General features: G+C 72.6%; 16 protein-coding genes, 1 tRNA gene and 1 pseudogene. 4 read left to right on the top strand and 14 right to left on the bottom strand.

Annotation, left to right across the window (positions count from 1 at the left end):
* Positions 1–40: 40 nt before the first annotated feature.
* The 5 genes from AB0K92_RS19470 to AB0K92_RS19450 all read right to left on the bottom strand — a co-directional run bounded on the left by AB0K92_RS19470 (position 41) and on the right by AB0K92_RS19450 (position 7,245).
* A complete protein-coding gene (locus AB0K92_RS19470; RefSeq protein ID WP_365924415.1) occupies positions 41–376 on the bottom strand; it encodes a hypothetical protein in 336 nt (111 codons plus the stop codon).
* Between the two features lie 32 nt (positions 377–408).
* Positions 409–5,130, bottom strand: a complete 4,722-nt coding sequence (locus AB0K92_RS19465) for a putative T7SS-secreted protein (protein WP_365924413.1) — start codon at positions 5,128–5,130, stop codon at positions 409–411.
* Between the two features lie 2 nt (positions 5,131–5,132).
* On the bottom strand, positions 5,133–5,786 hold the full coding sequence (locus tag AB0K92_RS19460) for a hypothetical protein (protein ID WP_365924411.1): 654 nt from the start codon (positions 5,784–5,786) through the stop codon (positions 5,133–5,135).
* Positions 5,783–6,199 (bottom strand): hypothetical protein, encoded by a 417-nt coding sequence (locus AB0K92_RS19455; protein ID WP_365924409.1) that lies wholly within the window; start codon positions 6,197–6,199, stop codon positions 5,783–5,785. Before AB0K92_RS19455 ends, AB0K92_RS19460 begins: the two co-directional genes overlap by 4 nt.
* 392 nt (positions 6,200–6,591) lie before the next feature.
* Positions 6,592–7,245, bottom strand: coding sequence for a response regulator (locus tag AB0K92_RS19450; protein ID WP_165997527.1), 654 nt, complete (start codon positions 7,243–7,245; stop codon positions 6,592–6,594).
* A 94-nt stretch (positions 7,246–7,339) separates the two neighbouring features.
* On the opposite strand from AB0K92_RS19450, the gene AB0K92_RS19445 reads away from it, so the two are divergent.
* Both AB0K92_RS19445 and AB0K92_RS19440 read left to right on the top strand, forming a co-directional pair.
* Positions 7,340–7,422 (top strand) — tRNA-Leu (locus AB0K92_RS19445).
* Positions 7,423–7,510: 88 nt separating this feature from the next.
* Positions 7,511–8,154, top strand: a pseudogene (locus AB0K92_RS19440) (helix-turn-helix domain-containing protein).
* A 9-nt stretch (positions 8,155–8,163) separates the two neighbouring features.
* Here the strand turns inward: AB0K92_RS19440 and pyk are convergent.
* Positions 8,164–9,600, bottom strand: a complete 1,437-nt coding sequence (pyk, locus tag AB0K92_RS19435; RefSeq protein WP_365924407.1) for a pyruvate kinase — start codon at positions 9,598–9,600, stop codon at positions 8,164–8,166.
* A 237-nt stretch (positions 9,601–9,837) separates the two neighbouring features.
* Entirely contained in the window at positions 9,838–10,563 is a 726-nt protein-coding gene (locus AB0K92_RS19430; protein ID WP_365924405.1) for an SIMPL domain-containing protein, read from the bottom strand.
* Positions 10,564–10,751: 188 nt separating this feature from the next.
* On the opposite strand from AB0K92_RS19430, the gene AB0K92_RS19425 reads away from it, so the two are divergent.
* On the top strand, positions 10,752–12,584 hold the full coding sequence (locus AB0K92_RS19425; protein WP_365924403.1) for a 5'-nucleotidase C-terminal domain-containing protein: 1,833 nt from the start codon (positions 10,752–10,754) through the stop codon (positions 12,582–12,584).
* 6 nt (positions 12,585–12,590) lie between these two features.
* On the opposite strand, the gene AB0K92_RS19420 is transcribed toward AB0K92_RS19425, so the two are convergent.
* From AB0K92_RS19420 to AB0K92_RS19390, 7 genes are all read right to left on the bottom strand, one after another.
* Positions 12,591–14,021 carry a SidA/IucD/PvdA family monooxygenase gene (locus tag AB0K92_RS19420; RefSeq protein WP_365924401.1) on the bottom strand — a complete coding sequence of 477 codons (1,431 nt, stop codon included), beginning with the start codon at positions 14,019–14,021 and terminating at the stop codon, positions 12,591–12,593.
* A complete protein-coding gene (locus AB0K92_RS19415; protein WP_365924399.1) occupies positions 14,018–15,727 on the bottom strand; it encodes an aminotransferase class V-fold PLP-dependent enzyme in 1,710 nt (569 codons plus the stop codon). The genes AB0K92_RS19420 and AB0K92_RS19415 overlap by 4 nt, the downstream gene beginning before the upstream one ends.
* Positions 15,728–15,821: 94 nt before the next feature.
* Positions 15,822–16,655 carry an NAD(P)H-binding protein gene (locus AB0K92_RS19410; protein ID WP_365924397.1) on the bottom strand — a complete coding sequence of 278 codons (834 nt, stop codon included), beginning with the start codon at positions 16,653–16,655 and terminating at the stop codon, positions 15,822–15,824.
* A gap of 105 nt (positions 16,656–16,760) precedes the next feature.
* Positions 16,761–19,259 carry an aminopeptidase N gene (gene pepN, locus AB0K92_RS19405; RefSeq protein ID WP_365924395.1) on the bottom strand — a complete coding sequence of 833 codons (2,499 nt, stop codon included), beginning with the start codon at positions 19,257–19,259 and terminating at the stop codon, positions 16,761–16,763.
* Between the two features lie 291 nt (positions 19,260–19,550).
* Complete coding sequence (locus AB0K92_RS19400; protein ID WP_165997540.1) at positions 19,551–19,901, bottom strand: chorismate mutase; 351 nt, start codon at positions 19,899–19,901, stop codon at positions 19,551–19,553.
* 34 nt (positions 19,902–19,935) lie between these two features.
* A complete protein-coding gene (locus AB0K92_RS19395) occupies positions 19,936–20,454 on the bottom strand; it encodes a GNAT family N-acetyltransferase (protein WP_365924393.1) in 519 nt (172 codons plus the stop codon).
* 253 nt (positions 20,455–20,707) lie between these two features.
* Positions 20,708–21,475, bottom strand: a complete 768-nt coding sequence (locus AB0K92_RS19390) for a serine protease (RefSeq protein ID WP_240926475.1) — start codon at positions 21,473–21,475, stop codon at positions 20,708–20,710.
* A 201-nt stretch (positions 21,476–21,676) separates the two neighbouring features.
* Here AB0K92_RS19390 and AB0K92_RS19385 point away from each other — a divergent pair, with 201 nt between their 5' ends.
* Entirely contained in the window at positions 21,677–22,573 is an 897-nt protein-coding gene (locus tag AB0K92_RS19385; protein ID WP_365924391.1) for a hypothetical protein, read from the top strand.
* The last annotated feature ends 1 nt before the right edge of the window (position 22,574 follow it).

Raw genomic sequence — 22,574 nt, 5'->3', positions numbered from 1 at the left:
TTCCCCTCGGGAGGCGGCGGTCCCTTTTTCCTGTCGTGCGCTACTCCAGCTCGGCGGCCCGCCGCTTGAGCTCCTCGGCCTGCTCGTCCCAGTCCGGGCCGAAGCACAGCAGGTCGGCGGCGGCCTCGCGGAGCAGTTCGGGGTCGTCCGGACGCTGGAGGCAGGCCAGCCGGTAGGCGAGGTTGCGGGCCCACGGCGGCAGGGCCATCCAGTCCTCGGTGAGGACCTCCCTCAGCATCGCGCGGATCTCGTCGGCGGTCGCGAACGTGACCGTCTCGACGAAGTCCCTGACGGCGTCCCGGACCTGCCGGCTCTCGGCACCGGCCTCGTCGAGGGTCTGGCCGAGGCGCCGGGCCACGGGGATCAGATCGGACATGTGCTCTTCTCGGATTCCTTCTCGCACACTGGTCAGTTGAGCCAGTAGGTGGACAGCTGGTAGGCCCCGTCGGGCCGGTGGATGACGCGGTACCCCACATCGTGCCCGTCGATATGGACCGACCGCTCGAGCGGCCCGGTGAATCCCGGTCCCGGAGTGGGCACGGTCCCGCCGTTCTCGATGTACTTGTACACATCGGAGACGATCGCCTGTTCGATCTGGTCGGGGTTCAGGTTCGTCGTGCGCAGATCGTTCTTCACGCCGCCGGGACCGGTGTGCTCGCGGTCGTAGCCGTGGCCGGTGTTGAAGTGCCACTGGTCGTCGCCGACCATGGCCGACCGCTTGAGGTCCTTGCCCTCGCCCTGGGACGAGTACTCGCCGATCCTGGGGCCGTCGCCGTCGTCCGGGTACGGCGACAGGCCGAGGGGGTCACAGACGGTGTGCGGGTTGTGCACATAGCCGACCGGGTTCGGCGCCGGTCCCAGGCCCAGCGGGTCGGGCGTGGTGTAGCGGCCGGTCTCCGGGTCGTAGTGGCGGTGCAGGTTGTAGTGGAGGCCGGTCTCGGCGTCGTAGTACTGGCCGGGGAAGCGCAGGGGGGTGTACGCGGTGCTGGACCGGGTCCACGCGGTGGTGCCCCAGAGGGTCGCGCGGGTCCGCCAGGCGATGTCGCCGGACTCGTCGACGAGTTCGGTGGGGGCGCCGATCAGATCGGTGGCGATGGCGAAGAAGCGCCGGTCGATCTCCTCCTGCCGGGCGTCCGCGGACAGGATGCGTTCCGTCTGGGCGAGGGGCGCGAGGCCGCGGTGGTCCCAGGTCAGCACCACCGGGTTCGGCACGTCGGCGCCGATCGTGGTCTGTTCGCACAGCGTGGTGCCGTCCCAGGTGAAGCGCACCTCCTCGATGACGGTCTCGCCGTCGTCGGCCAGGCGCTGTTTGACCGTGCGGCGGCCCAGCGGGTCGTAGCGGTACCGCCAGCGGGTGCCGTCGGGGGTGGTCACGCCGGTGAGGCGGTCCTCGGCGTCCCACTCGTAGCGCCAGGTGTCGGGTTTGCGGGAGAGCCGGGTCTTCTGCCGGAGCACGACCCGGCCGAGCGCGTCGTACTCGAAGCGGACCTGGCCGGCCCGGCTGAGGGCGGTGCCGGTGTAGGCGCGCGGTCCGGCGGCCTCGTGGCCGGGGTGGGAGGAGGGCCAGGCGGCCTCGGTCTGGTTGCCGGACGCGTCGTAGGCGTACCGCTCGGTCCACCCCTGGGCGTGGACGGCGGTGACCCGGCCGACCGGGTCGAGCGTGAAGGTGCGGACGCCGGAGAGCCGGTCGGCGATCTCGGTGAGGTATCCGTCGGCGCGGTAGCCGTAGGAGCGGGTGTTCAGGTCGCGGGAGCCGGCCGTGAGGTGCTGCTCGGCCAGCCGTCCGGCCTCGTCCCAGGCGGAGGTGAGGGAGAGGCCGTCGCCGAAGACGCGCTCCAGTTCCCGGCCCGCCGCGTCGTGGGTGAAGGTGACCTCACGGCCGCCGGTGACCACTCGGGTGGGCCGGCCCGCGGCGTCGTAGGCGTAGGTCGTGACGAGGCCGGTCGGGGTGGTGCGGCGGACGCGGCGGCCGGCGGCGTCATAGGCGTGTTCGACGGCCCGGCCGTCGACGAGTTCGGTCCTGAGCCGGCCCAGCCGGTCGTAGCGGCGGATCAGCTCGCTGTCGGGGCCGGATGCCTGGAGCAGGCGTCCGGCCCGGTCGTGGAGGTAGGTGGTGACCTGCCCGCCGGCCTCCTTGCGGATCACCCGGCCGCGCTCGTCGTGGGCGTACGTGAGGGTGTTGCCCAGGTGGTCGACGCGCGCCACGAGCCGGCCGGCGGCGTCGAGGCGGTAGCGGACGGTACGGCCGTCGAAGTCGGTCTCGGCGACCGGCCGGCCGGCGGCGTCGTACTCGTAGGTCCAGGTCAGGCCGCGCGGGTCGGTGACCCGGGTGAGCCGCAGGCCCGCGTCGTGCTCGAACTCGTAGCGGGCGCCGTCGGGGCGGACGCGGGCGGCGAGCAGGTCGAAGTGGGTGTACTCGAACCGGGACACGCCGCCGGCCGCGTCGGTGTGGGTGAGGCAGTTGCCCTCGCCGTCGTACGTCCACGACTCCGTGACGCCGCCGGGGGCCTCCCGCCGGGCGAGCCGCCCGTCCACGGTCCAGGTGAGCCGGGTGACGCCGCCCACCGGGTCGGTGAGGCGCACCAGGCGGCCCAGGGCGTCGCGCTCCAGGCGGGTGGTGCCGCCGGCCGGGTCGGTCACCTCCACGGGCAGACCGGCGGCGTCGCAGCGCACGGTCGTGACGGCGCCGAGGGCGTCGGTGACCGACGTCGGGCGTCCGGCGTCGTCGTAGGTCCAGCGGACGGTGTGGCCGGCGGGGTCGGTGAGGGCGACGCGGTTGCCCCGCTCGTCGAACTCCTGGAGCCAGCGGGCGCCGTCCGGGCCGCGCAGTTCGGTGGGCAGGCCGAGCGGACCGCCGCGCTCGGCGCGGACCTCACCGCCGTCCGGGTGGGTGATCGATACCAGCCGGCCGTCCTCGTCGTAGCCGAACGTCGTGGTGTGGCCCAGCGGGTCGGTGCGGGTCAGCAGGTTGCCGCGCGCGTCGTAGCTGAACCGCGTGGTGTGGCCGAGCGGGTCCGTGGTCGCCAGGACGCGGCAGCCGCGGCCGATCAGATGGCGGGTGACGGCGCCGTCGGCGGTGGTCAGGGTGGTGGTGCGGTGGCCGGTCTCGGGGTCGGGTTCGGTGTAGGAGAGCGTGATCTGGACGTGGCCCGCCTCGCCGCCCTCGGCGATGACGCGGTCGCGCTCGTCGTAGGCGTAGTCGTACCGGCTGCCGTTCGAGTCGATCCACGCGGTGACGCGGCGGCGCTCGTCGTAGACGAACGTCGTGGTGGCGCCGGACGGCTTGGTGACGGTCGTGAGGTTGCCGTCCTGGTAGCCGTACGCCATCAGGGGCAGGTCGGTGCCGTCCGGTCCGGCGCCGGCCACGGACAGTGCGGTGATCCGGCCGTCGGTGGTGGTGACGTTCACCTGGCGGCCGGACGAGTGGACGAGGGCGAGGGGCAGTCCGGTCTCGGTGCGGTCGACGGTGACGGTGTGGCCGCCCCGGTCGGTGACGCCGGCCAGCCAGGCGTCGCCGTCCTGGCCGGGCTCGGTGCCCGGCGGGGCCGTGAAGTGGCGGACCAGGCCGGTGTCCAGGTCGGTGATGGTGTAGTCGCCGTCCGCGTCGCGGGTCAGCAACGTGCGCCCGGTGCCCGACTCGGGGCGGGTGGGGGCGCCGGGGACGGGGTGCGGATACGGGATGAGGAGGCCGTCGGCGGTGACGTGGACGACGCCGACCGGGTCGATCTCCAGCCGCTCGTCGACGGTGGACGTCCAGGAAGGCCCGAGGAACCGGCCGGCCGTGCTGCCGGACTCGGTGCGCCGCGTGAACGTCAGCGGCAGGATGCCGGGCAGTTCGACGTCGGTCTGGGGCAGGAACATCCGGCCCGAGGCGAGGTCGACCGGGTCGGTGCCGTCGGTGGTGCGGTCGCCGTCCGGGCGGTTGTGCGTGCCGTCCGGCGCGTCGTCGATCAGGGTGCGCGCGCGGGCGGCGTCGGCGGCGTCCTCGGCGATGCGGACGCCCTTGACCGCGGCGCCGCCGCCACCGGTGGCCACGGTCAGCGCGACGTCGGGCAGCAGCCGGCCGAAGCCCTCGTACGGGTCCTTCATGAAGTCGCTGACCATCTGCCGCCCGGTGCCCCAGGGGTCGTTGGCGGCCAGCACCAGTCCGGAGGCCAGGCTGTTGAGGGAGGTGGCGTACTCGGCGGGGTGCGTGAGGTTGTACGGGTCCAGCGGGTTGACGCTGCGGACGAAGTTCACCAGGCCGGCGGTGCCCTTGACGATGCCGCCGCCGACGTGGTCGCCGATGATCTGCAGCTCCTGCAAGCCGTCGCCCAACTGCTCGGTGTACGACGGCTTCTCGGGCGCCCGGTCACGGGCGGCGCGGACCTTGGAGCGGGCGGCCTCGGCCGCGGTGTTCCGCTGCTTGCGGGCCTCGGCGAGGATGTCCTGCGCCTCCTGCATCAGCTTCTTGCCGGGGTCCTCGAACGTCTGCGCCGGGCGGGGCGGGAGGGTGGCGGGGTCGCGCTGGTCGGCGGGCTGGGCGTTGTAGCGTTCGACGGCCTTGTTGTAGTCGTCGACCTTCTTGCGGTGGGCGTCGGCCGCCTCCTCGGAGGCCTTCACGCCCTCCTTCCACTTGTCGATCGCCGCCTGTGCCTGCCCCTGCGCCCACTCGACCGTTCCGGCGAACGCCTCCAGGGCGGCGGCGGCCTCCTCGCAGGCGTCGGCGCCGTTGAACCACTTGGGCGGCTGGTCGCCGACGACGGTGCGCAGCGTCTCGGCCGCGACACCCTTGAGCTGGGACGAGTCGAGGCCCTTGAGGCCGTCGCCGACGCTGTCGAACGCCTTCTGGAAGCCGCGCAGCCGCTCGGCGGTGGAGCGCAGCTCGGCGGCGCTGCCGTAGACGAGCTTGGTCTTGTCCTCGGTCTGCCCGAGGTCCATCTCGTCGACCTCGGCGCCCATCCGGTTGGCGACCGAACGGGACTGCTCGCGCACCCAGTCGGCGCCCGACTCCCAGCCGACGTCGTCCAGCCGGTCCGCCGTCCAGTTGCCGGCGTCCTCGACCCGGTTGCCGACCCACTCGACGCCGTCCTCGATCGCGTTCTCGACGGAGTCGGGCGTGATGTCGCTGATGAATCCCCCGATACCCACGCTCAGTTCCCCCCGTTGTCACCCTGCTGGGCCTGCCGCGCGCGTTCCTCCGGTGACGGGCCGAAGGTGTTGTCGAGCGCCTGGTTCCACTGGTCGTCGGAGATGCCCGCCGCGTCCCTGAGCAGCTCCGACCGCCGGCCGCCCTCTCCTTCGGTGAGCACGGTCCGGCCGGTGTCCTTCCACGTCTGCGAGATGTCCTGGCCGGCCCGGTCGAAGGACTCGGCGCTCCAGTCCGGGTTCAGGGCGTCGGGAGTGAAGACGTCACCCCAGTCCTGCTGGGTGATCTCCTCCTCGGAGGCGTGCGGGTTGCCGCCCATCACGGAGTTCACGCCCACCTTCAGCGCGCCCTGGACGTACTGGTCGTGCTCCCACTGCGTGCCCGCGGCGAGGCCGAGACGGTTGGCGATCTCGCTCGCGTCGTGGACGAGGGCGCGCACGCCCCACTCCCAGCGCTCGCAGAAGTCCTCGAAGTCGGTGGACAGGCCGTGGTGTCCGGCCTCCATGCCGGTCATGGCGAGTTCGGAGAACCCCTTGCCCATGACCGAGCCGGTCGCGTCGCCGACCTCGCCGAGCTGGTCGATGGTGCTGCCCAGTCCCCGGGTGAACTTGGTGACGGCGTCGTTGCCGAACTGGACATCCCCTGCGCCGCCGGTCATGCGCCGCGCTCCTGACCGGTCCGGCCGGTGTCGACGGCCGCGCCGTCCGGCACGATGCCGGTGACCGGCGGGAAGAACATCGCCCCGTCCTCGGTGGCGATGTCGACGGCCAGGCCGGCGGGTTCGCCCATGCCCGGCACGATCTCGTCGACGATGCGGGCGCCCAGCAGCGAGGCGTACTCCATGGGCTGCCCGCCGGGTGCCCGGAGTTCGGCGAAGCGGGCCAGCGCCGCCTCGTCGGTGAAGGCGCAGATCCAGCGCACGCCGCCGGAGTGCGCGGTCCACAGACCGCCGTCGGCCAGCGGGATCAGCAGGACCGACCTGCGCATCTCACCCACGAGCGCCCGCGGATCCCCTGTCCCCGCCCGACGCTCGGCCACCCGCTCGGCGAGCGCCGTCCGCGACTGTTCCACGGCTTCTCCCCCTTGCTGTCCTCGTTGCTGACGAAACCCTAGGACAGGACGTACGGGGCGGTCAGCCGGTTCTGGTGCGGGGGTGGTGAGGATGTGGGCGATGGCGGGGGCGGCCCCGGACGTCCGGGGCGCGGGCGCCCCGGTGCCACGGAACAGCGAAGCCCGCCCGGTCCGGCAGCGGGCTGGAGGACCGGACGGGCCGAGCGCGGGCCATACGGGCCGAGCGGACCGAGCGGGCCGGGAAGCCGAGCGGGGCCGGAAGGCCGACGGGCCCGGAAGCCGAGCAGGCCCGGAAGGCCGGCGGCCCCGGAAGGCCAGCTGGCCCGGAAGGTGCACGCGCTCGGGAGGCGAGCGCGCCCGGATGAAGGAGGCGTGGGAAAGACCAGCCGGGCTCAGCCCTTGGCGGCCTTCTTCTCCTCGGCGTCCTGGATGACGGCCTCGGCGACCTGCTGCATGGACATGCGGCGGTCCATGGAGGTCTTCTGGATCCAGCGGAACGCGGCGGGCTCGGTCAGGCCGTACTCCGTCTGGAGGATCGACTTGGCGCGGTCCACCAGCTTGCGGGTCTCCAGCCGCTGGGTGAGGTCCGCGACCTCCTTCTCCAGCTCCTTGAGCTGCGTGTACCGCGAGACGGCCATCTCGATGGCCGGGACGACGTCGCTCTTGCTGAACGGCTTCACCAGGTACGCCATCGCACCGGCGTCGCGGGCCCGCTCGACCAGGTCGCGCTGGGAGAAGGCGGTGAGCATCAGCACGGGGGCGATGGACTCCTCGGTGATCTTCTCGGCGGCGGAGATGCCGTCGAGCTTGGGCATCTTCACATCGAGGATCACCAGGTCCGGCCGGTGCTCACGGGCCAGCTCGACGGCCTGCTCGCCGTCGCCGGCCTCGCCGACGACCGTGTAGCCCTCTTCCTCCAGCATCTCTTTGAGGTCGAGCCGGATCAGGGCCTCGTCCTCGGCGATGACGACTCGGGTCGTCAGCGGAGGCACGTGCGACTTGTCGTCGTCGGGCGCGTCTGCGGGCTGGGGCGACTCGGCGGTCACGGGGGCTCCTTGTTGCAGGGGGACTGCTCCCAGCAGGGTACCTAGCAGCACGGACACGCGGAGAACCGGTACACTTCTCACCGGCCTTCGGCTTGCCCGGTTGGAGGAACTGGTCAGACTCGCGGCACTCAAAATGCCGTGCCCTTGGGCATGTGGGTTCGAATCCCACACCGGGCACCTTCGGACAGGAAGCGGAGGATCGCGTTCGCGTGATCTTCCGCTTTCTGCTGCGCGTGGTCACTGCGGGTGACGCACAGTGGCCCGTATGAGCTTCCATGGAACTGAAGTCCGACAGAAAGCCCTCACGCTGCTACGCGGCGGCGCGAGGAACACGGACGTCGCTCGCAGCTCGACAGCCCAGCCGGAACCATCGCCTACTGGAAGCACATGGACGCGCCAAGCGCAGAGAGTGTCCGGGTGCGCACCATCCAGCCTGCCCGCGCTGCGACGGACGCCCTCTGGACCTGCCTGCTGACCGGACAACGGTGTGCATCGACTCCAGCGCACCGGTTGCCAGGACATCAAGGTCTCCTCGAAGCACCTGCCCTGCGTGTTCCCTCAGCACGGCCCCGGCAGGAAACACGAACGCCCTATCGTGCTCGAACCCTGGCAGCAGGAGATCGTCGACGCCCACCCCTGGGAGTTCATCCGTGGCCTGATCCACTCCGACGGATGCCGGATCATCAACTGGACGACCCGCGTGATCGCCGGTGAGCGGAAGCGCTATGAATATCCCCGTTACTCTTCACCAACAAGTCCGACGACATCCGGAAGCTGTTCACGGACACGCTCGACAAGGTGGGCGTCGAGTGGACGGTGCTGGCCCGCGGTGGCGACCCCTACAACATCTCGGTCGCCCGGAAGGCCTCAGTCGCCCTTCTTGACGCCCACGTCGGCGCGGAGCACTGAACTCGCCGGTCACCGCCCGCCGCGGTCCTCGCCGATGTGGTGGACGTGCACGAGATTGGTCGTGCCGGAGACACCGGGCGGGGAGCCGGCCGTGATGACGACCGTGTCGCCCTTCTGGCAGCGGCCGTATTCCGTGAGGAGTTCGTCGACCTGGGCCACCATGGCGTCGGTGGAGTCGACGAACGGTCCGAGGAAGGTCTCCACGCCCCAGGTCAGGCTGAGCTGCGACCGCGTGGCCGGGTCGGGGGTGAAGGCGAGCAGCGGGATCGGGGAGCGGTAGCGGGACAGCCTGCGGGCGGTGTCGCCGGACTGGGAGAACGCGACCAGGAACTTCGCGCCGAGGAAGTCGCCCATCTCGGCCGCCGCGCGGGCCACGGCTCCGCCCTGCGTGCGGGGCTTGCTGCGTTCGGTCAGCGGCGGCAGGCCCTTGGCGAGGATGTCCTCCTCGGCCGCCTCCACGATCCTCGCCATCGTCCGGACCGTCTCCACCGGGTACTTGCCGACGCTGGTCTCGCCGGACAGCATCACCGCGTCCGTGCCGTCGATCACCGCGTTGGCGACATCGCTCGCCTCGGCCCTGGTCGGACGGGAGTTCTCGATCATCGAGTCGAGCATCTGGGTCGCCACGATCACCGGCTTGGCGTTGCGCCTGGCGAGTTTGATCGCGCGCTTCTGGACGATCGGCACCTGCTCCAGCGGCATCTCGACGCCCAGGTCGCCGCGGGCGACCATGATGCCGTCGAAGGCGGCGACGATGTCCTCGATGTTCTCCACCGCCTGCGGCTTCTCGACCTTGGCGATCACCGGAAGGCGGCGGCCCTCCTCATCCATGATCCGGTGCACGTCCTCGACGTCCCGGCCGCTGCGCACGAACGACAGCGCGATGACGTCGAAGCCGGTGCGCAGGGCCCAGCGCAGGTCCGCCTCGTCCTTCTCGGAGAGGGCGGGCACCGAGACCGCGACGCCGGGGAGGTTCAGGCCCTTGTGGTCGGAGACCATGCCGCCCTCGACGACCCTGGTGCGCACGCGGGGCCCGTCGACCTCGGTGACCTGTAGGGTGACCTTGCCGTCGTCGACGAGGATGCGCTCACCGGGCGTGACGTCGCCGGCGAGTCCCTTGTACGTCGTCCCGCAGCACTGCCGGTCGCCGTCGACACCGTCCTCGACGGTGATGGTGAAGGTGTCGCCGCGTTCGAGGAGCACCGGCCCCTCGGCGAAACGGCCGAGGCGGATCTTCGGGCCCTGGAGGTCGGCGAGGACCCCGACGCTGCGTCCGGTCTCGTCGGCGGCCTTGCGCACCCGCCGGTATCGCTCCTCGTGTTCGGCGTGGCCGCCGTGGCTGAGGTTGAAGCGGGCGACGTCCATTCCCGCGTCGACCAGTGCCTTGATCTGGTCGTACGAGTCGGTGGCGGGCCCCAGGGTACAAACGATCTTCGCTCGGCGCATGATTCGAGCCTAGGCCTTACCCGCCGGTAGGAAATTGGCCGGGGCGTGACGACTCAACCACCCGAGCATGAAGGGGTGTTGACAAGCGTCGCATTGTGCGGTGGGGCGCTCCGATGAGCAATCCCACAACTCTTTTCCCGGTGGCGCCTTTTCCCCGCAGGTTTCCCGGCATTTTCCCCGGATGACGCTCGACCGTCCTTTCGGCATTCGGTCGCGTGCCCGCCCGAGGCGGTATTTCTACAGGCGGGGCGGTGCCATCGTGAAGCGGGCGTTGACCGCGGCGTACACGTGCTGACGCTGCGGCTCCAGGTCGAGTGCCGGGGCCGCCCCGGGCTCCGCCGACCCGAAGGCCGCGCCGCCCGTCCGCGCCCGCCCGGGAGCCGCCGGGTAGGCCGGGGCCGCCGGTGCCTCCGCGCCGATGTCGGCGAGCTCGACCAGCGCGGCCAGTGTGGTGCCCAGCGCCTCGGCGTACTCGCGGGCCCGTCGCACCGCCTGCCGGACCGCCTCCTGCCGGGCCTCGCGGTAGGCGGGCGAGTCGCGGCGCAGGGACCACCAGGGGCCGTCGACCCGGGTCAGGTCCACGTCGGCGAGGCGGGTGGTCAGTTCGCCGAGCGCGGTGAAGTCGGTCAGCTCGGCGGTGACGCGGACCCCGCCGTGGTAGGTGCGGATGCGTTCGCCCTTGCCGTGCTTGGTGAGTTCCGGGGTGATGGAGAAGGCGCCCGTCTCCAGCCGTTCCACCGCGTCGCCGTAGGACTTCACCAGTTCCAGGACGGCCGTGTTGCGGCGGGTCAGGTCCTCCAGGGCGGCGCGCCGGTCGCGGCCGCGGGCGCTGACGGTGACGCCGATGCGGGCGATCTCCGGGTCGACCTCCAGGCGGGCTTCGCCGCGGACGGCGATCCGCGGGGCGTCGGGGGTCCCGTAGGGGACGGCGGGCTGGACGTCGGCTGCGTCGGCGGTGGTCATGCGCCCCACTGTGCCATCCCCGCCCGGGCTCGACCCGAAGGATGCGCGAGGGTGGTCACCAGATCGCAACCTGGCGGACCTGTTGCCGTCGGTCATGAACGGGTCAGAATCTACGCGCGTCCGTCTACGCGCGTCATCGGCGCCGTCTTCGGCGCCGTCATCGACCGTGGCACCGAGGAGAGCACGACATGCCGCTGAACCGCCGGAAGTTCCTGAAGAAGTCCGCCGTGACCGGAGCGGGCGCGGCCGTCGCCGGCGCGGTGGCCGCGCCGTCCGCGCAGGCCGCCCCGGCGGCGCAGGCGGCGCAGGCGGCGCAGGGCGGGAAGCCGGCCAAGCGCTACTCCTTCACCGTGATGGGCACCACCGACCTGCACGGCAACATCTTCAACTGGGACTACTTCAAGAACGCGGAGTACTACGACGCCAAGGGCAACGCCAAGGGCCTGGCGCGGATCGCCACGCTGGTCGAGCAGGTCCGTGCGGAGAAGGGCCGCCGCAACACCCTGCTGCTGGACGCCGGTGACACCATCCAGGGCACCCCGCTGACGTACTACTACGCCAAGGTCGACCCGATCACCGCCGAGGGCGGCCCGGTGCACCCGATGGCGCAGGCGATGAACGCCATCGGGTACGACGCGGTGGCGCTCGGCAACCACGAGTTCAACTACGGCATCGAGACCCTGCGCACGTTCGAGGAGCAGTGCGACTTCCCGCTGCTCGGCGCGAACGCGGTGGACGCGAAGACGCTGCGGCCGGCCTTCCCGCCGTACTTCATGAAGACGTTCAGGGTGCCGGGCCTGCCGCCGGTCAAGGTGGCCGTGCTCGGTCTGACCAACCCGGGCATCGCGATCTGGGACAAGGCGTACGTCCAGGGCAGGCTGGCCTTTCCGGGTCTGGAGGAACAGGCCGCGAAGTGGGTGCCGAAGCTGCGCTCCATGGGCGCGGACGTGGTCGTCGTCTCGGCGCACAGCGGCTCCTCCGGCACGTCGTCCTACGGCGACCAGCTGCCGTACGTGGAGAACGCCGCGGCCGACGTGGCGAGGCAGGTGCCGGGCATCGACGCGATCCTGGTCGGCCACGCACACGTGGAGATCGAGGAGCTGCTGGTCACGAACGAGCGGACCGGCAGGACCGTCGTCCTGTCCGAACCCCTGTGCTACGCCGAGCGGCTGACCCTGTTCGACTTCGAGCTGGTCTTCCGCAAGGGCCGCTGGGAGGTCGAGTCGGTCAAGGCGTCGCTGCGCAACTCGAACACGGTCGAGGACCACCCGTACATCGCCAAGCTGCTGGACGACGAGCACGCCAAGGTGGTGGCGTACGTCAACCAGGTCGTCGGGACCGCGACCGAGACCCTGACGACGGCCGACGCCCGCTACAAGGACGCCCCGATCATCGATCTGATCACCAAGGTGCAGGAGGACGTGGTGAAGGCGGCCCTCGCGGGCACCGAGCACGCCTCGCTGCCGGTGCTGGCGCAGGCCTCGCCGTTCTCCCGCACCAGCGAGATCCCGGCGGGCGAGGTGACGATCCGGGACCTGTCCAGCCTGTACGTGTACGACAACACGCTGGTCGCGAAGCTGATGACGGGCGCGCAGCTGCGGGCGTACCTGGAGTACTCGGCGGAGTACTTCACGCAGACGGCGGCCGACGCGCCGGTCGACGTGGCCAAGCTGACCAACGCCGGCGGCCGCCCGGACTACAACTACGACTACGTCTCGGGTCTGTCGTACGACATCGACATCGCCCAGCCGGCCGGTTCCCGCATCAGGAACCTCACCTACGGCGGTGCCCCGCTGGACGACGCGCAGCGGTTCGTGTTCGCGGTGAACAACTACCGCGCCAACGGCGGCGGCGCGTTCCCGCACGTCGCCTCGGCGCCGGAGCTGTGGTCGGAGTCGACGGAGATCCGCACCCGGATCGCCGAGTGGGTGACGGCGAAGGGCGTGCTGGACCCGAAGGACTTCGCGTCGGCGACCTGGCGGCTGACGCGGAACGGCACGCCGGTGTTCCCGGCGCCGTGACGGGTCTCAGATCCCGTCCGCGAGGGGCGTCAGCGCTTTCGGGTGCCACGCGGCCGGGATCCGGGGCTGTGGCTGTTCCAGGCCGAAGGTGGTGAACGCGGTCCGGTCCGGCAGGGGGTAGGGCTCCTTGCCGGTCAGCGCGTTGAGGATGGTCGCGCTGCGCCAGGCGGCGAGGCCGAGGTCCGGGGTGCCGACGCCGTGCGAGTGCAGCCCGGCGTTCTGCACGTAGACCGCGCCGGTGACGGACGGGTCGAGGACGAGGCGGAAGTCGTCGTCCACGCGGGGGCGGTCGCGGCTGTCGCGGCGCAGGTACGGGTCGAGGCCGGCGAGGATCCGGTCAAGCGGCCGCTCGCGGTAGCCGGTGGCGAGGACGACCGCGTCGGTGGTGAGCCGGGAGCGGGTGCCCTGCTGGACGTGTTCCAGGTGCAGTTCGACCTTGGTGGTGGCGATCCGGCCGGCGGTGCGGACGCGGACGCCCGGGGTGAGGACCGCGTCCGGCCAGCCGCCGTGCAGGGTGCGGCGGTACAGCTCGTCGTGGATGGCGGCGAGGGTGGCGGCGTCGATGCCCTTGTGGAGCTGCCACTGGGCGGAGACGAGCGCGTCGCGGACGGGCTCGGCGAGGGCGTGGAAGTAGCGGGTGTAGTCGGGGGTGAAGTGTTCCAGGCCGAGCTTGGAGTACTCCATGGGCGCGAACGCCTCGGTGCGGCCGAGCCAGTGCAGCCGCTCGCGCCCGGCCGGGCGGGCCTTGAGCAGGTCGAGGAAGATCTCGGCGCCGGACTGGCCGGCGCCGATGACCGTGACGTGCCCGGCGGCGAGGAAGGTCTCGCGGTGGTGCAGGTAGTCGGCGGCGTGCACGACGGGCACGCCGGGGAGGTCGACCAGGGGCCGCAGCGGGTCGGGGACGTGGGGTTCGCTGCCGATGCCGAGGACGACGTTGCGGGTGTACGTGCGGCCGAGGGCCTCCGCTTCCCCGTCGGCGTCGAGCTGGGTGTGGTCGACCTCGAAGACGTCCCGTTCGGGGTTCCAGCGGACGGCGTCGACCTGGTGGCGAAAACGCAGTCCGGGGAGGTTCTCGCAGACCCAGCGGCAGTAGGCGTCGTACTCGGCGCGCCGGATGTGGAAGCGCTCGGCGAAGTAGAAGGGGAAGAGGCGGTCGCGGGACTTGAGGTAGTTGAGGAAGGTCCAGGGGCTGGCGGGGTCGGCGAGGGTCACCAGGTCGGCGAGGAAGGGCACCTGGAGGGTGGCGTCCTCGATGAGCAGGCCGGGGTGCCAGTCGAAGGCGGGGCGCTGCTCGTAGAAGACGGCGTCGACTTCGGTGAGCGGGTGGGCGAGGGCGGCGAGGGAGAGGTTGAGCGGTCCGATGCCGACGCCGACCAGGTCGCGGGGTGCCGCGGTGGGCTCGGTGCGGGAGTCGTCAGGGGCGGGGGCCGGGGTCATCGGGGGGTGTGTCCTTCCACCAGTTGCAGGAGAGCGGCCAGGTCGTCGGGCCGGGTGTGCGGGTTGAGGAGGGTGGCCTTCAGCCAGAGCCGGCCGTCGGGGCGGGCCCGGCCGAGGACGGCGCGGCCGTCGGCGAGCAGGGTGCGGCGTACGGCGGCCACCGCGTCGTCGGCGGCCCCGGCGGGCCGGAACAGCACGGTGCTGAGCACGGGCCGGTCGAACAGCTCGAACGCGGGGTGCGCGGCGACGAGGCCGGCGAACGCCGCGGCGAGGTCGCAGACGTGGTCGACGAGGGCGCCGAGCTGCTTGCGGCCCAGGGTCTTGAGGGTGACGGCGATCTTCAGGGCGTCGGCGCGGCGGGTGGTGCGCAGGGAGCGGCCCAGCAGGTCGGGCAGGCCGGCCTCGGTGTCGTCGGCGGCGTTGAGGTAGTCGGCGCGCTGGTGCAGGGCGGCGAGGTCGCGGGCGTCGCGCACCGCGAGCAGTCCGGCGGCGACCGGCTGCCAGCCGAGTTTGTGCAGGTCGAGGGTGACGCTGTCGGCGGCGTCGAGTCCGGTGAGCCGGTCGCGGCGGCGGTCGCTGAACAGCAGCCCGCCCCCGTAGGCGGCGTCGACGTGCAGCCGGGCGCCGTGGGCGCGGCAGCGGGCGGCGATCTCGGGCAGCGGGTCGACGAGCCCGGCGTCGGTGGTACCGGCGGTGGCGGCGACGAGGAGGGGGCCGTTCAGGCCGGTGAGGGCGTCGTCGAGGGCGGCCGGGTCCAGGACGCCGGCGGGCGTGGGCACGACGACGGGCCGGGGCAGGCCCAGCAGCCAGGCGGCCCGGGCGAGCGAGTGGTGAGCGTTGGCCCCGAGCACCAGCCGCACCGTCGCGCCGTGCGCCTCGCGGGCCAGCAGCAGCGCCAGGTGGTTGGACTCGGTGCCGCCGGTGGTGATCAGGCAGTCGGGCCGGCTTTCGGCGGCCGGCCCGCGGTCCGGGTGGAGCGTGGTGGCCGGTGTGCGGTCCGGGTGGAGTCCGGCGGTCGGTCCGTGGTCCGGGTGAAGCCCGGCGGCCGCGGTGCGGTCCGGGTGGAGCCCGGCGGTCGGCCCGTGGTCCGGGTGTAGCCCGGCGGCCGCGGTGCGGTCCGGGTGGAGCCCGGCGGTCGGCCCGTGGTCCGGGTGTAGCCCGGCGGCCGGTGCGCGGTCCGGGTGGACCCCGGCGGCCGGGGTGCGGTCCGAGTGGAGCCCGGCGGCCGGGGTGCGGTCCGGGTGAAGCCCGGTAGCCGCGCGGTCCGGGTGAAGCCCGGCCGGTGCGCGGTCCGGGTAGACCTCGGCGGCCAGCGCGCCGGTCACCAGGTCCTCCAGTGCCGACGCCGACGGGGCCTGGTCCCAGGAGTCCAGGGACGGGTTGAGGACGCTGGCCGCGAGGTCGGCGGCGGTGGCGACGGCGAGGGGAGGGCAGTGCAGGTGGGCGGCGCAGAGGGGGTCGGCGGGGTCGGCGGCGCCCTCCGCGAGGGCCCGGACCAGCCGCCGCGGGGCGTCCGGGTCGCCGTCGTCGGGGAGCGGGTCCCCGACGGCGTCCCGCATCCGCGCGGTCACCGCGCCGGGTCCGCCGGGCGGCAGGGGGCCGCCCCTGGCCCGGCCGCCCTCCTCCAGCGCGGCGAGCACCGCGTCGAGCAACGGCCCCAGCGCGCCGGGGCCTTCGGGACCGGAGGCGAGGGGCGGCATGCTCATGCGGTCAGCTTGGCGACGGGCGGGGCGGCACGCCCGGGAAGCACGGGATCGGCACTCGAAAGGGGGTACCGGGAGTGCCGGGACGCCGCTGTCCTCAGTCGCGGAAGTCGTCCGCGTGGTCCTCGGCCCACCGGGAGAACGTGCGGGCCGGGCTACCGGTGATCTCCTCGACCGTACCGGTGATCTCGGGTTCGGTGCCGACGAGGCCGCCGATCGTCTTCAGGAAGCCCTCCAGCGCGTCCTGCGGGACGTGCGGGAAGAGGTCGGGGCCGGCCTCGTGCGGCGGGATCTCCGCGAAGCGCAGCGGGCGGCCGAGGGCCCGCCCGAGCGCGGCGACCTGCTCGGCGTTCGTGACCGCCTCCGGCCCGGTGAGGCGGTGCACGGCTCCCTCGTGGCCGCCGTCGAGGAGGGCGCGTTCGGCGACGGCGGCGATGTCGTCCTCGTGGATCGGCGCGGTGAGCGCGTCCGCGAAGACACCGCGCACGGTGTCGCCGGCGCGGATCTGCGCACGCCACTGCAAGGCGTTGGTGGCGAACGCGTTGGGCCGCAGGAACGTCCAGGCCAGACCGCTGTCGCGGACCTGCCGTTCGACGGTGGCGTGCATGACGTGGATCGGGTGGGTCTCGTCGGCGCCCTCCTGGATGATCCCGGAGGAGAGCAGCACGACGTGCCGCACCCCGGCGTCCCGCGCGGCGGCGAGGAAGTCGCCCATGCGGTCCCCGGCGCCCTGGACGTACAGGAACAGCCGGGTCGCGCCCCGGAACAGCTCGGCGGGGTCGCCGGGGTCGAGCCGTACCACCTCGGCCCGCTCCGGCAGCCGTGCCCGCCGCGGGTCCCGGGTCAGCGCCCGGACCGGTTCGCCGCGTGCGACGAGACGGTCGACGAGGGCTCGGCCGACGTTGCCGGTGGCGCCGGTCACCACGATCACGGGTTGCCTCCTGGGGCGTTGACTGATCGATTCCGCTCGTCCGAGCCTAGGAAGATCGATCAGTCCCCCGCCTCGGCTGTGGGGACCAGCCGTGCCCTACTCCCCCTACTCCTTCGGTCCTAGGGCCTGCCGGACCCGCAACGCGCGCGCGAGGTCGTCGAGTTGGTCGACGAGCTTGCGGCGCAGGGCGGGGATGGGGTCGGCGTCGCGCAGGCACCGCTCGCCGAGGGCCAGGGTCTCGGCGTCGACGGCGTGCGCGGGGAACGCCCAGCGGCCCGCGGCGTCGGCGATGGCGGGGCCGCGCCGGGCGGCCACGGCGACGGCGTCCTCGTAGAAGCGCGCCACGTACGGGCGTACGAGGTCGGCCTGTTCGGGCTGCCAGAAGCCCCGCGCGGTGGCCGTGAACAGGTAGTTGGACAGGTCGTCGCCGGCGAACATCGCCTCCCACGCCCGCGCCTTCGCGGCCTGGTCGGGCAGCGCGGCGCGGCAGCGGGCGGCGCCCTCCTGGCCGGTGGCGCTGGGGTCGCGGTGCAGTTCGGCGGCGATGGCGGCCTCGTCGGTGGCGCCGAGGACGGCGAGCCGGCCGAGGATGCGCCAGCGCAGCTCCGGGTCCAGTTCGGGGCCGCCGGGGACGGTGCCGTCGGCGAGCCAGGCGGCGATGGTGTCGGGGTGGGCGGCGGTGTCGATGAAGTGCCGTACGGCGATCAGGCGCAGGCCGGGGTGGTCGCCGTCCTCGGTGCGGCGGATGAGGTCGCGGCAGATGCGGGCGAGGGTGGCGAGGGCGGCCGGGCGGGCCTCGGGCGCCAGATAGCGGTCGGCGATCTGGACCGTGGCGAAGCCGAGGACGCCCTGGACGAGGGCCAGGTCGGTCTCGCGCGGGAGGTGGGCGCGGGCGGTGTCCAGGTAGGCGGTGGCCGGCAGCTCACCGTCGCGGACGGCGTCCCGCAGCGCGTTCCACACCACCGCGCGGGAGAGCGGTTCGGGCAGCCCGGACAGTGCGGAGCGCACCGTCGCGAAGGACTCCGGGTCGAAGCGGACCTTGGCGTAGGTGAGGTCGCCGTCGTTGGGCAGCAGCAGGGCGGGCCGCTTGCCGATGGGCTGCGCGGCGGTCTGCGGGACGTCGAGTTCGACGCGTTCGCGCAGGGTGAGGCGGGCCTCGTCGGCGAGGTCGAGGTCGTACAGGCCGACGGCGATGCGGTGCGGGCGGCTGCCCGCGCGGTCGACGGTGAGGGTGCGGGTACCGTCGGCGCCCGCGGTGACGCGCGGGGTGAGGGTGTCGACGCCGGTCGTGCGCAGCCAGGCGTCCGCCCACGCGTGGACGTCCCGTTCGGTGGCGGAGGCGAGGGAGTCGATGAAGTCGGCGAGGGTGGCGTTGGCGAACCTGTGGCGGGCGAAGTGGGTGTTGATGCCGGCGAGGAAGTCCTTCTCGCCGAGCCAGGTGACGAGCTGGCGCAGCGCGGAGGCGCCCTTGGCGTAGGAGATGCCGTCGAAGTTGAGCAGCGCGGAGGCGGTGTCCTCGACGGCCTCGGGGGCGACGGGGTGGGTGGAGGGGCGCTGGTCGGCGTCGTAGCCCCAGGCCTTGCGGACGACGCCGAAGTCGGTCCAGGTGTCGGTGAAGCGGGTCGCCTCGGTGAGGGTCTGGTAGCCCATGTACTCGGCGAAGGACTCGTTCAGCCAGATGTCGTCCCACCACCGGAGGGTGACGAGGTCGCCGAACCACATGTGGGCCATCTCGTGGGCGATGACCATCGCGCGGGTCTGCCGCTCGGTGTCGGTGACGGCGGAGCGGTAGACGAACTCGTCGCGGAAGGTGACCAGTCCGGGGTTCTCCATCGCGCCCGCGTTGAACTCGGGGACGAACGCCTGGTCGTAGGAGTCGAAGGGGTACGGCTCCTCGAACTTCTCGTGGTAGCGGTCGTAGCACTGCTGGGTGATCTCGAGGATCTCCTCGGCGTCCGCGTCCAGGTGGGGGGCGAGGGAGCGGCGGCAGTGGATGCCGAAGGGCAGGCCGCGGTGCTCGGTGCGCACCGAGTGCCAGGGGCCGGCGGCGACGGCGACGAGATAGGTGGAGATCAGCGGGGTGGGTGCCGCCTTCCACACGCCGCCGCCGGTGTGCTCGGTGACGCCGTTGGCGAGGACGGTCCAGTGCGCGGGGGCCTTCACCGACAGCTCGAACACGGCCTTGAGGTCGGGCTGGTCGAAGGCGGCGAAGACGCGCTGGACGTCGTCCATGAACAGCTGGGTGTAGACGTATGTCTCGCCGTCGGTGGGGTCGGTGAAGCGGTGCATGCCCTCCCCGGTGCGGGAGTAGCGCATCACCGCGTGGACGCGCAGCTCGTGCTCGCCCGCCATGAGGTTCTTCAACGGCAGGCGGTTGTCGTCCAGGCTTTCGGGGTCGAGGGGCTGTCCGTCCAGGGTGGCGGAGCGCAGCTCGGCGGGCTTGAGCTCGACGAAGGTGTCCGCGTCCGTGCGGGCGGCGAAGCGGATGACGGTGAGGGAGTCGAAGGTCTCGTCCCCCGTCGTCAGATCGAGGTCGATCGTGTAGCGGTGGACGTCGAGGAGCTGGGCACGGGTCTGCGCTTCGTCGCGCGTGAGTACGGACATGGAGCACATGCTGCCTGATGGCCTGGGCACGGGACAGAGGCGGTGGGGGGACGTGCGGGGGCGGAGCGGACTGCGCCCGGGTGCCCCTCCCGCGCCGTGGTGGGGTCGCGGGAGCCGCGGCGCCGGGGCGGACGGGGCGGGGGCGGGCGGGGTCCGGTCCGGGGCCGCTGCCGTGAGCGGGACGACGGAGACCGGGCGGTCACGGTCCGTGCCCGCCGGATGACGTGGTGTGCCGGTGGGGCGGGGCACACACCGCGCGGGGCCAGTGCCCCGCCGGGGAGCTGCGCCGGGTCAACCGGCCGTCGGTGTCTGACCGTTCACGGCGTCCTCGGCGATGCGCTCGTGGTGGCGGATCACCTCGGCGATGATGAAGTTCAGCAGCTTCTCGGCGAACGCGGGGTCCAGTTTGGCGCTCTCCGCGAGCGCGCGCAGCCGGGCGATCTGCCGGGCCTCTCGCGCGGGGTCGGCGGGCGGCAGCTGGTGCACGGCCTTGAGGCGGCCGACCTGCTGGGTGCACTTGAACCGCTCGGCGAGCATGTGGACGACGGCCGCGTCGATGTTGTCGATGCTGTCGCGCAGCCGGGCGAGCTCTTCGCGAACGGCGGGGTCGACGTCACCGGTACCGGTGTTGCTGGTGGTCATGAGGGTCCACCCTACGGGGCCGGGCCCTGACCGATCAGCCGCCGATCACCTTGTGGAACGACACGTCCGCGTGGCCGCCGGGCACGCCCGGGGTGCGCCCGGTTTCCCGGAAGCCGAGCTTCCGGTAGAACTCGGGGGCCTGGAAGGTGTACGTCGAGACGACCATGTGCGTGCAGCCGCGCCGCACGCCCTCCTCCTCGGCGGCCCGCATCAGCCGGCTCCCCCAGCCCGCTCCCCGCAGGTCCTCGCGGACCCACAGCAGATGGACGGCGCACAGCTCGCCCCACGTGTACCCGGTGAGCCCGCCGGCCGGTTTCCCGGTGGGGTCATCGAGCCGGACACTGAACTCCCGCGGGGTGCCGGCCCCGGTGGCCGCGCCGTTGAAGGCGGTGAGCGCGTCGTCCAGAAGCTCTTCGAGGGCGTCGTCCCGGCCTCCGGTGCGCAGGGTCGGCGCGGCGGGGGCCGCGAGGGCTTCGGGCGCCGCGGGCGCTGCGGGGGCTGCGGGGGCTGCGGGCGCCGCGGGCGCTGCGGGGTGCTGCTGTTCGGCGGTCACCGCCCGGATTCTGCCAGGGGGCGGAACCGGGACCGAGCGGTTCGCGACAGCGCTCGGCGCGGTCGGGGGCTTCCCTCGCGGTGGGCCTTCCGCGCGGTGAGGGCTTCCCACGCGGTGCTGGCTCCCGCGCGGTGGGCCTTTCCGCGCGGTGGCGGCTTTCGGGCGCAGGACGGCGTACGGCGGAGCAGGACGGCGTACGGCGGAGCCGCACCCTGGAGAGGGCTCCGCCGTACGTCGTCTCACGCCGGGTTGATCACAGCGCCGACGCGGCCTTGGCTATGTCCTTGGCGAAGGTGCTGACCTCGGTGTAGACACCGGGCACGCCGGTGCGGGCGCAGCCGTCACCCCAGCTGACGATGCCGACCTGGATCCACTTGCCCGCGTCGTCCTTGCGGAACATGGGGCCGCCCGAGTCGCCCTGGCAGGTGTCGATGCCGCCGGAGGTGTATCCGGCGCACAGTTCCTCCTTCGGCACCAGCCGGTTGCCGTAGTGCCACTTGCACGCGCGGTCGCTGACGAACGGGACGGACGCCTTCTGGAGCTTGGTCGTGCCGGTGCCGGCGCCCTCCCGCGTGTCACCCCAGCCCGCGATCGTGAAGGTGCCGCGGTTGTAGCGCGTGGTGGTGGCGATCTTCAGGGTGGGCTTGTCGATCGGCTTGGCGAGCTTGATCAGCGCCCAGTCCTTGCCCGTGCCGTCGTAGCCGGGCGCCACCTTGACCTTGGTCGACTTGACCTTGATCGCGGCGGAGGAGTTCAGGTCGGCGACACCGGCGGTGACGGTGATCCGGTTGTTGTTGCCGGAGCCGTCCATGCAGTGCGCCGCGGTCAGGACGATGTCCTTCTTGTAGAGCGCCCCGCCGCAGCCCATGGAGAGGTGGACCATGAAGGGGAACTCGTTCTGCGCGGCGGGCTTTCCGCCGATGACGCGCGCGTCGGCGGCGTACGCGGCACTGACCGGCTGGAGGCTGGCGACCGCGAGCGCGACGGCACCGGCCGCGGCGGCCTTCTTCGCCAGCGCCAGGCCGCCTCTCTTGGCGGCGGTGGTCGAGGTAAGGGTCAACGTATGTCCTTTCATGGGGCGTTGGGCGGCTCGCAGTATGTGATCAGTCGGCGTGCATGACAAGGACGGATCTCACGCGGTCCGGAGGGAACCCGTCGGGCGAAAATCCGCTCCCCTGCTCGTAGAGTGGAAACCGGGTTCGGGACGTCCTGGGGAGTCGGCGTGGCGAACGGCGGACCGGTCGAGCACGGCTACCCGCACCTGGAGACGGTGCGGGCCGCGATCACCGCGCTGTACCGGCGGTTGTCGTACGACACCGTGCGGACCTTCGCGACGAGCGTGCTCCCGGCCGACGTGGCCTTCGCCGACACCGACGACCTCCATCTCGGCGCCCAGCGGGTGGCCCGCGAGCTGGTGCGGCACTACCGGCTACCGGACGCCCGGCTGGTCGTCGGCTTCCGGGCGATGACGCAGGCGGCGAACGTGGAACTCGCCGCCGGGCCCGAGTACTTCGTGGAGCTGAACGACCGTTTCCGCACCCACCGCCGGGACATCGGCGCGGCCCTGGCGCACGAGGTGACGCACGTGTACCTGCACCGCCTCGGCCTGTCCTTCCCCGGCACCCGCGACAACGAGATCCTGACCGACACGACGACGGCCTACCTCGGCGCCGGCTGGCTGCTGCTGGACGCCTACCGGGAGGACGGCGTGTCCAGCCAGAAACTCGGCTATCTGACACCCGAGGAGTTCGGTTACGTCCTCGCCAAGCGCGCCCTGCTCTTCGGTGAGGACCCGTCGGTCTGGTTCACCAGCCCGCAGGCGTACACGGCGTACGGCAAGGGCATGGCCCTGGCCCGCCGGGACGGGCAGCAGCCGCCGCTGACCGCGGCCGGCTGGGCGGGCCGCCGCCGCTACGCCCGCGACCGGCGGCACGCCCAGGACCGGCACACCGCCGTCGGCGCGCCGGACGTGCCCTACGCGTTCACGCCCGGCGCCGAGGGGCCGCTGCGGGTGTCGTTCCCCTGCCCGACCTGCCACCAGCGGATCAGGGTGCCGGTGCGGGGGCGGGTGCGGGCGCGGTGTGCGCTGTGCCGGACGGTGCTGGAGTGCGACACGTAGG

This window comes from Streptomyces sp. NPDC052687, assembly GCF_040678395.1.
Lineage (GTDB): Bacteria > Actinomycetota > Actinomycetes > Streptomycetales > Streptomycetaceae > Streptomyces.
Note: the sequence above shows the minus strand (reverse complement) of the source record. Positions and strands in the feature narration are given on the sequence as shown.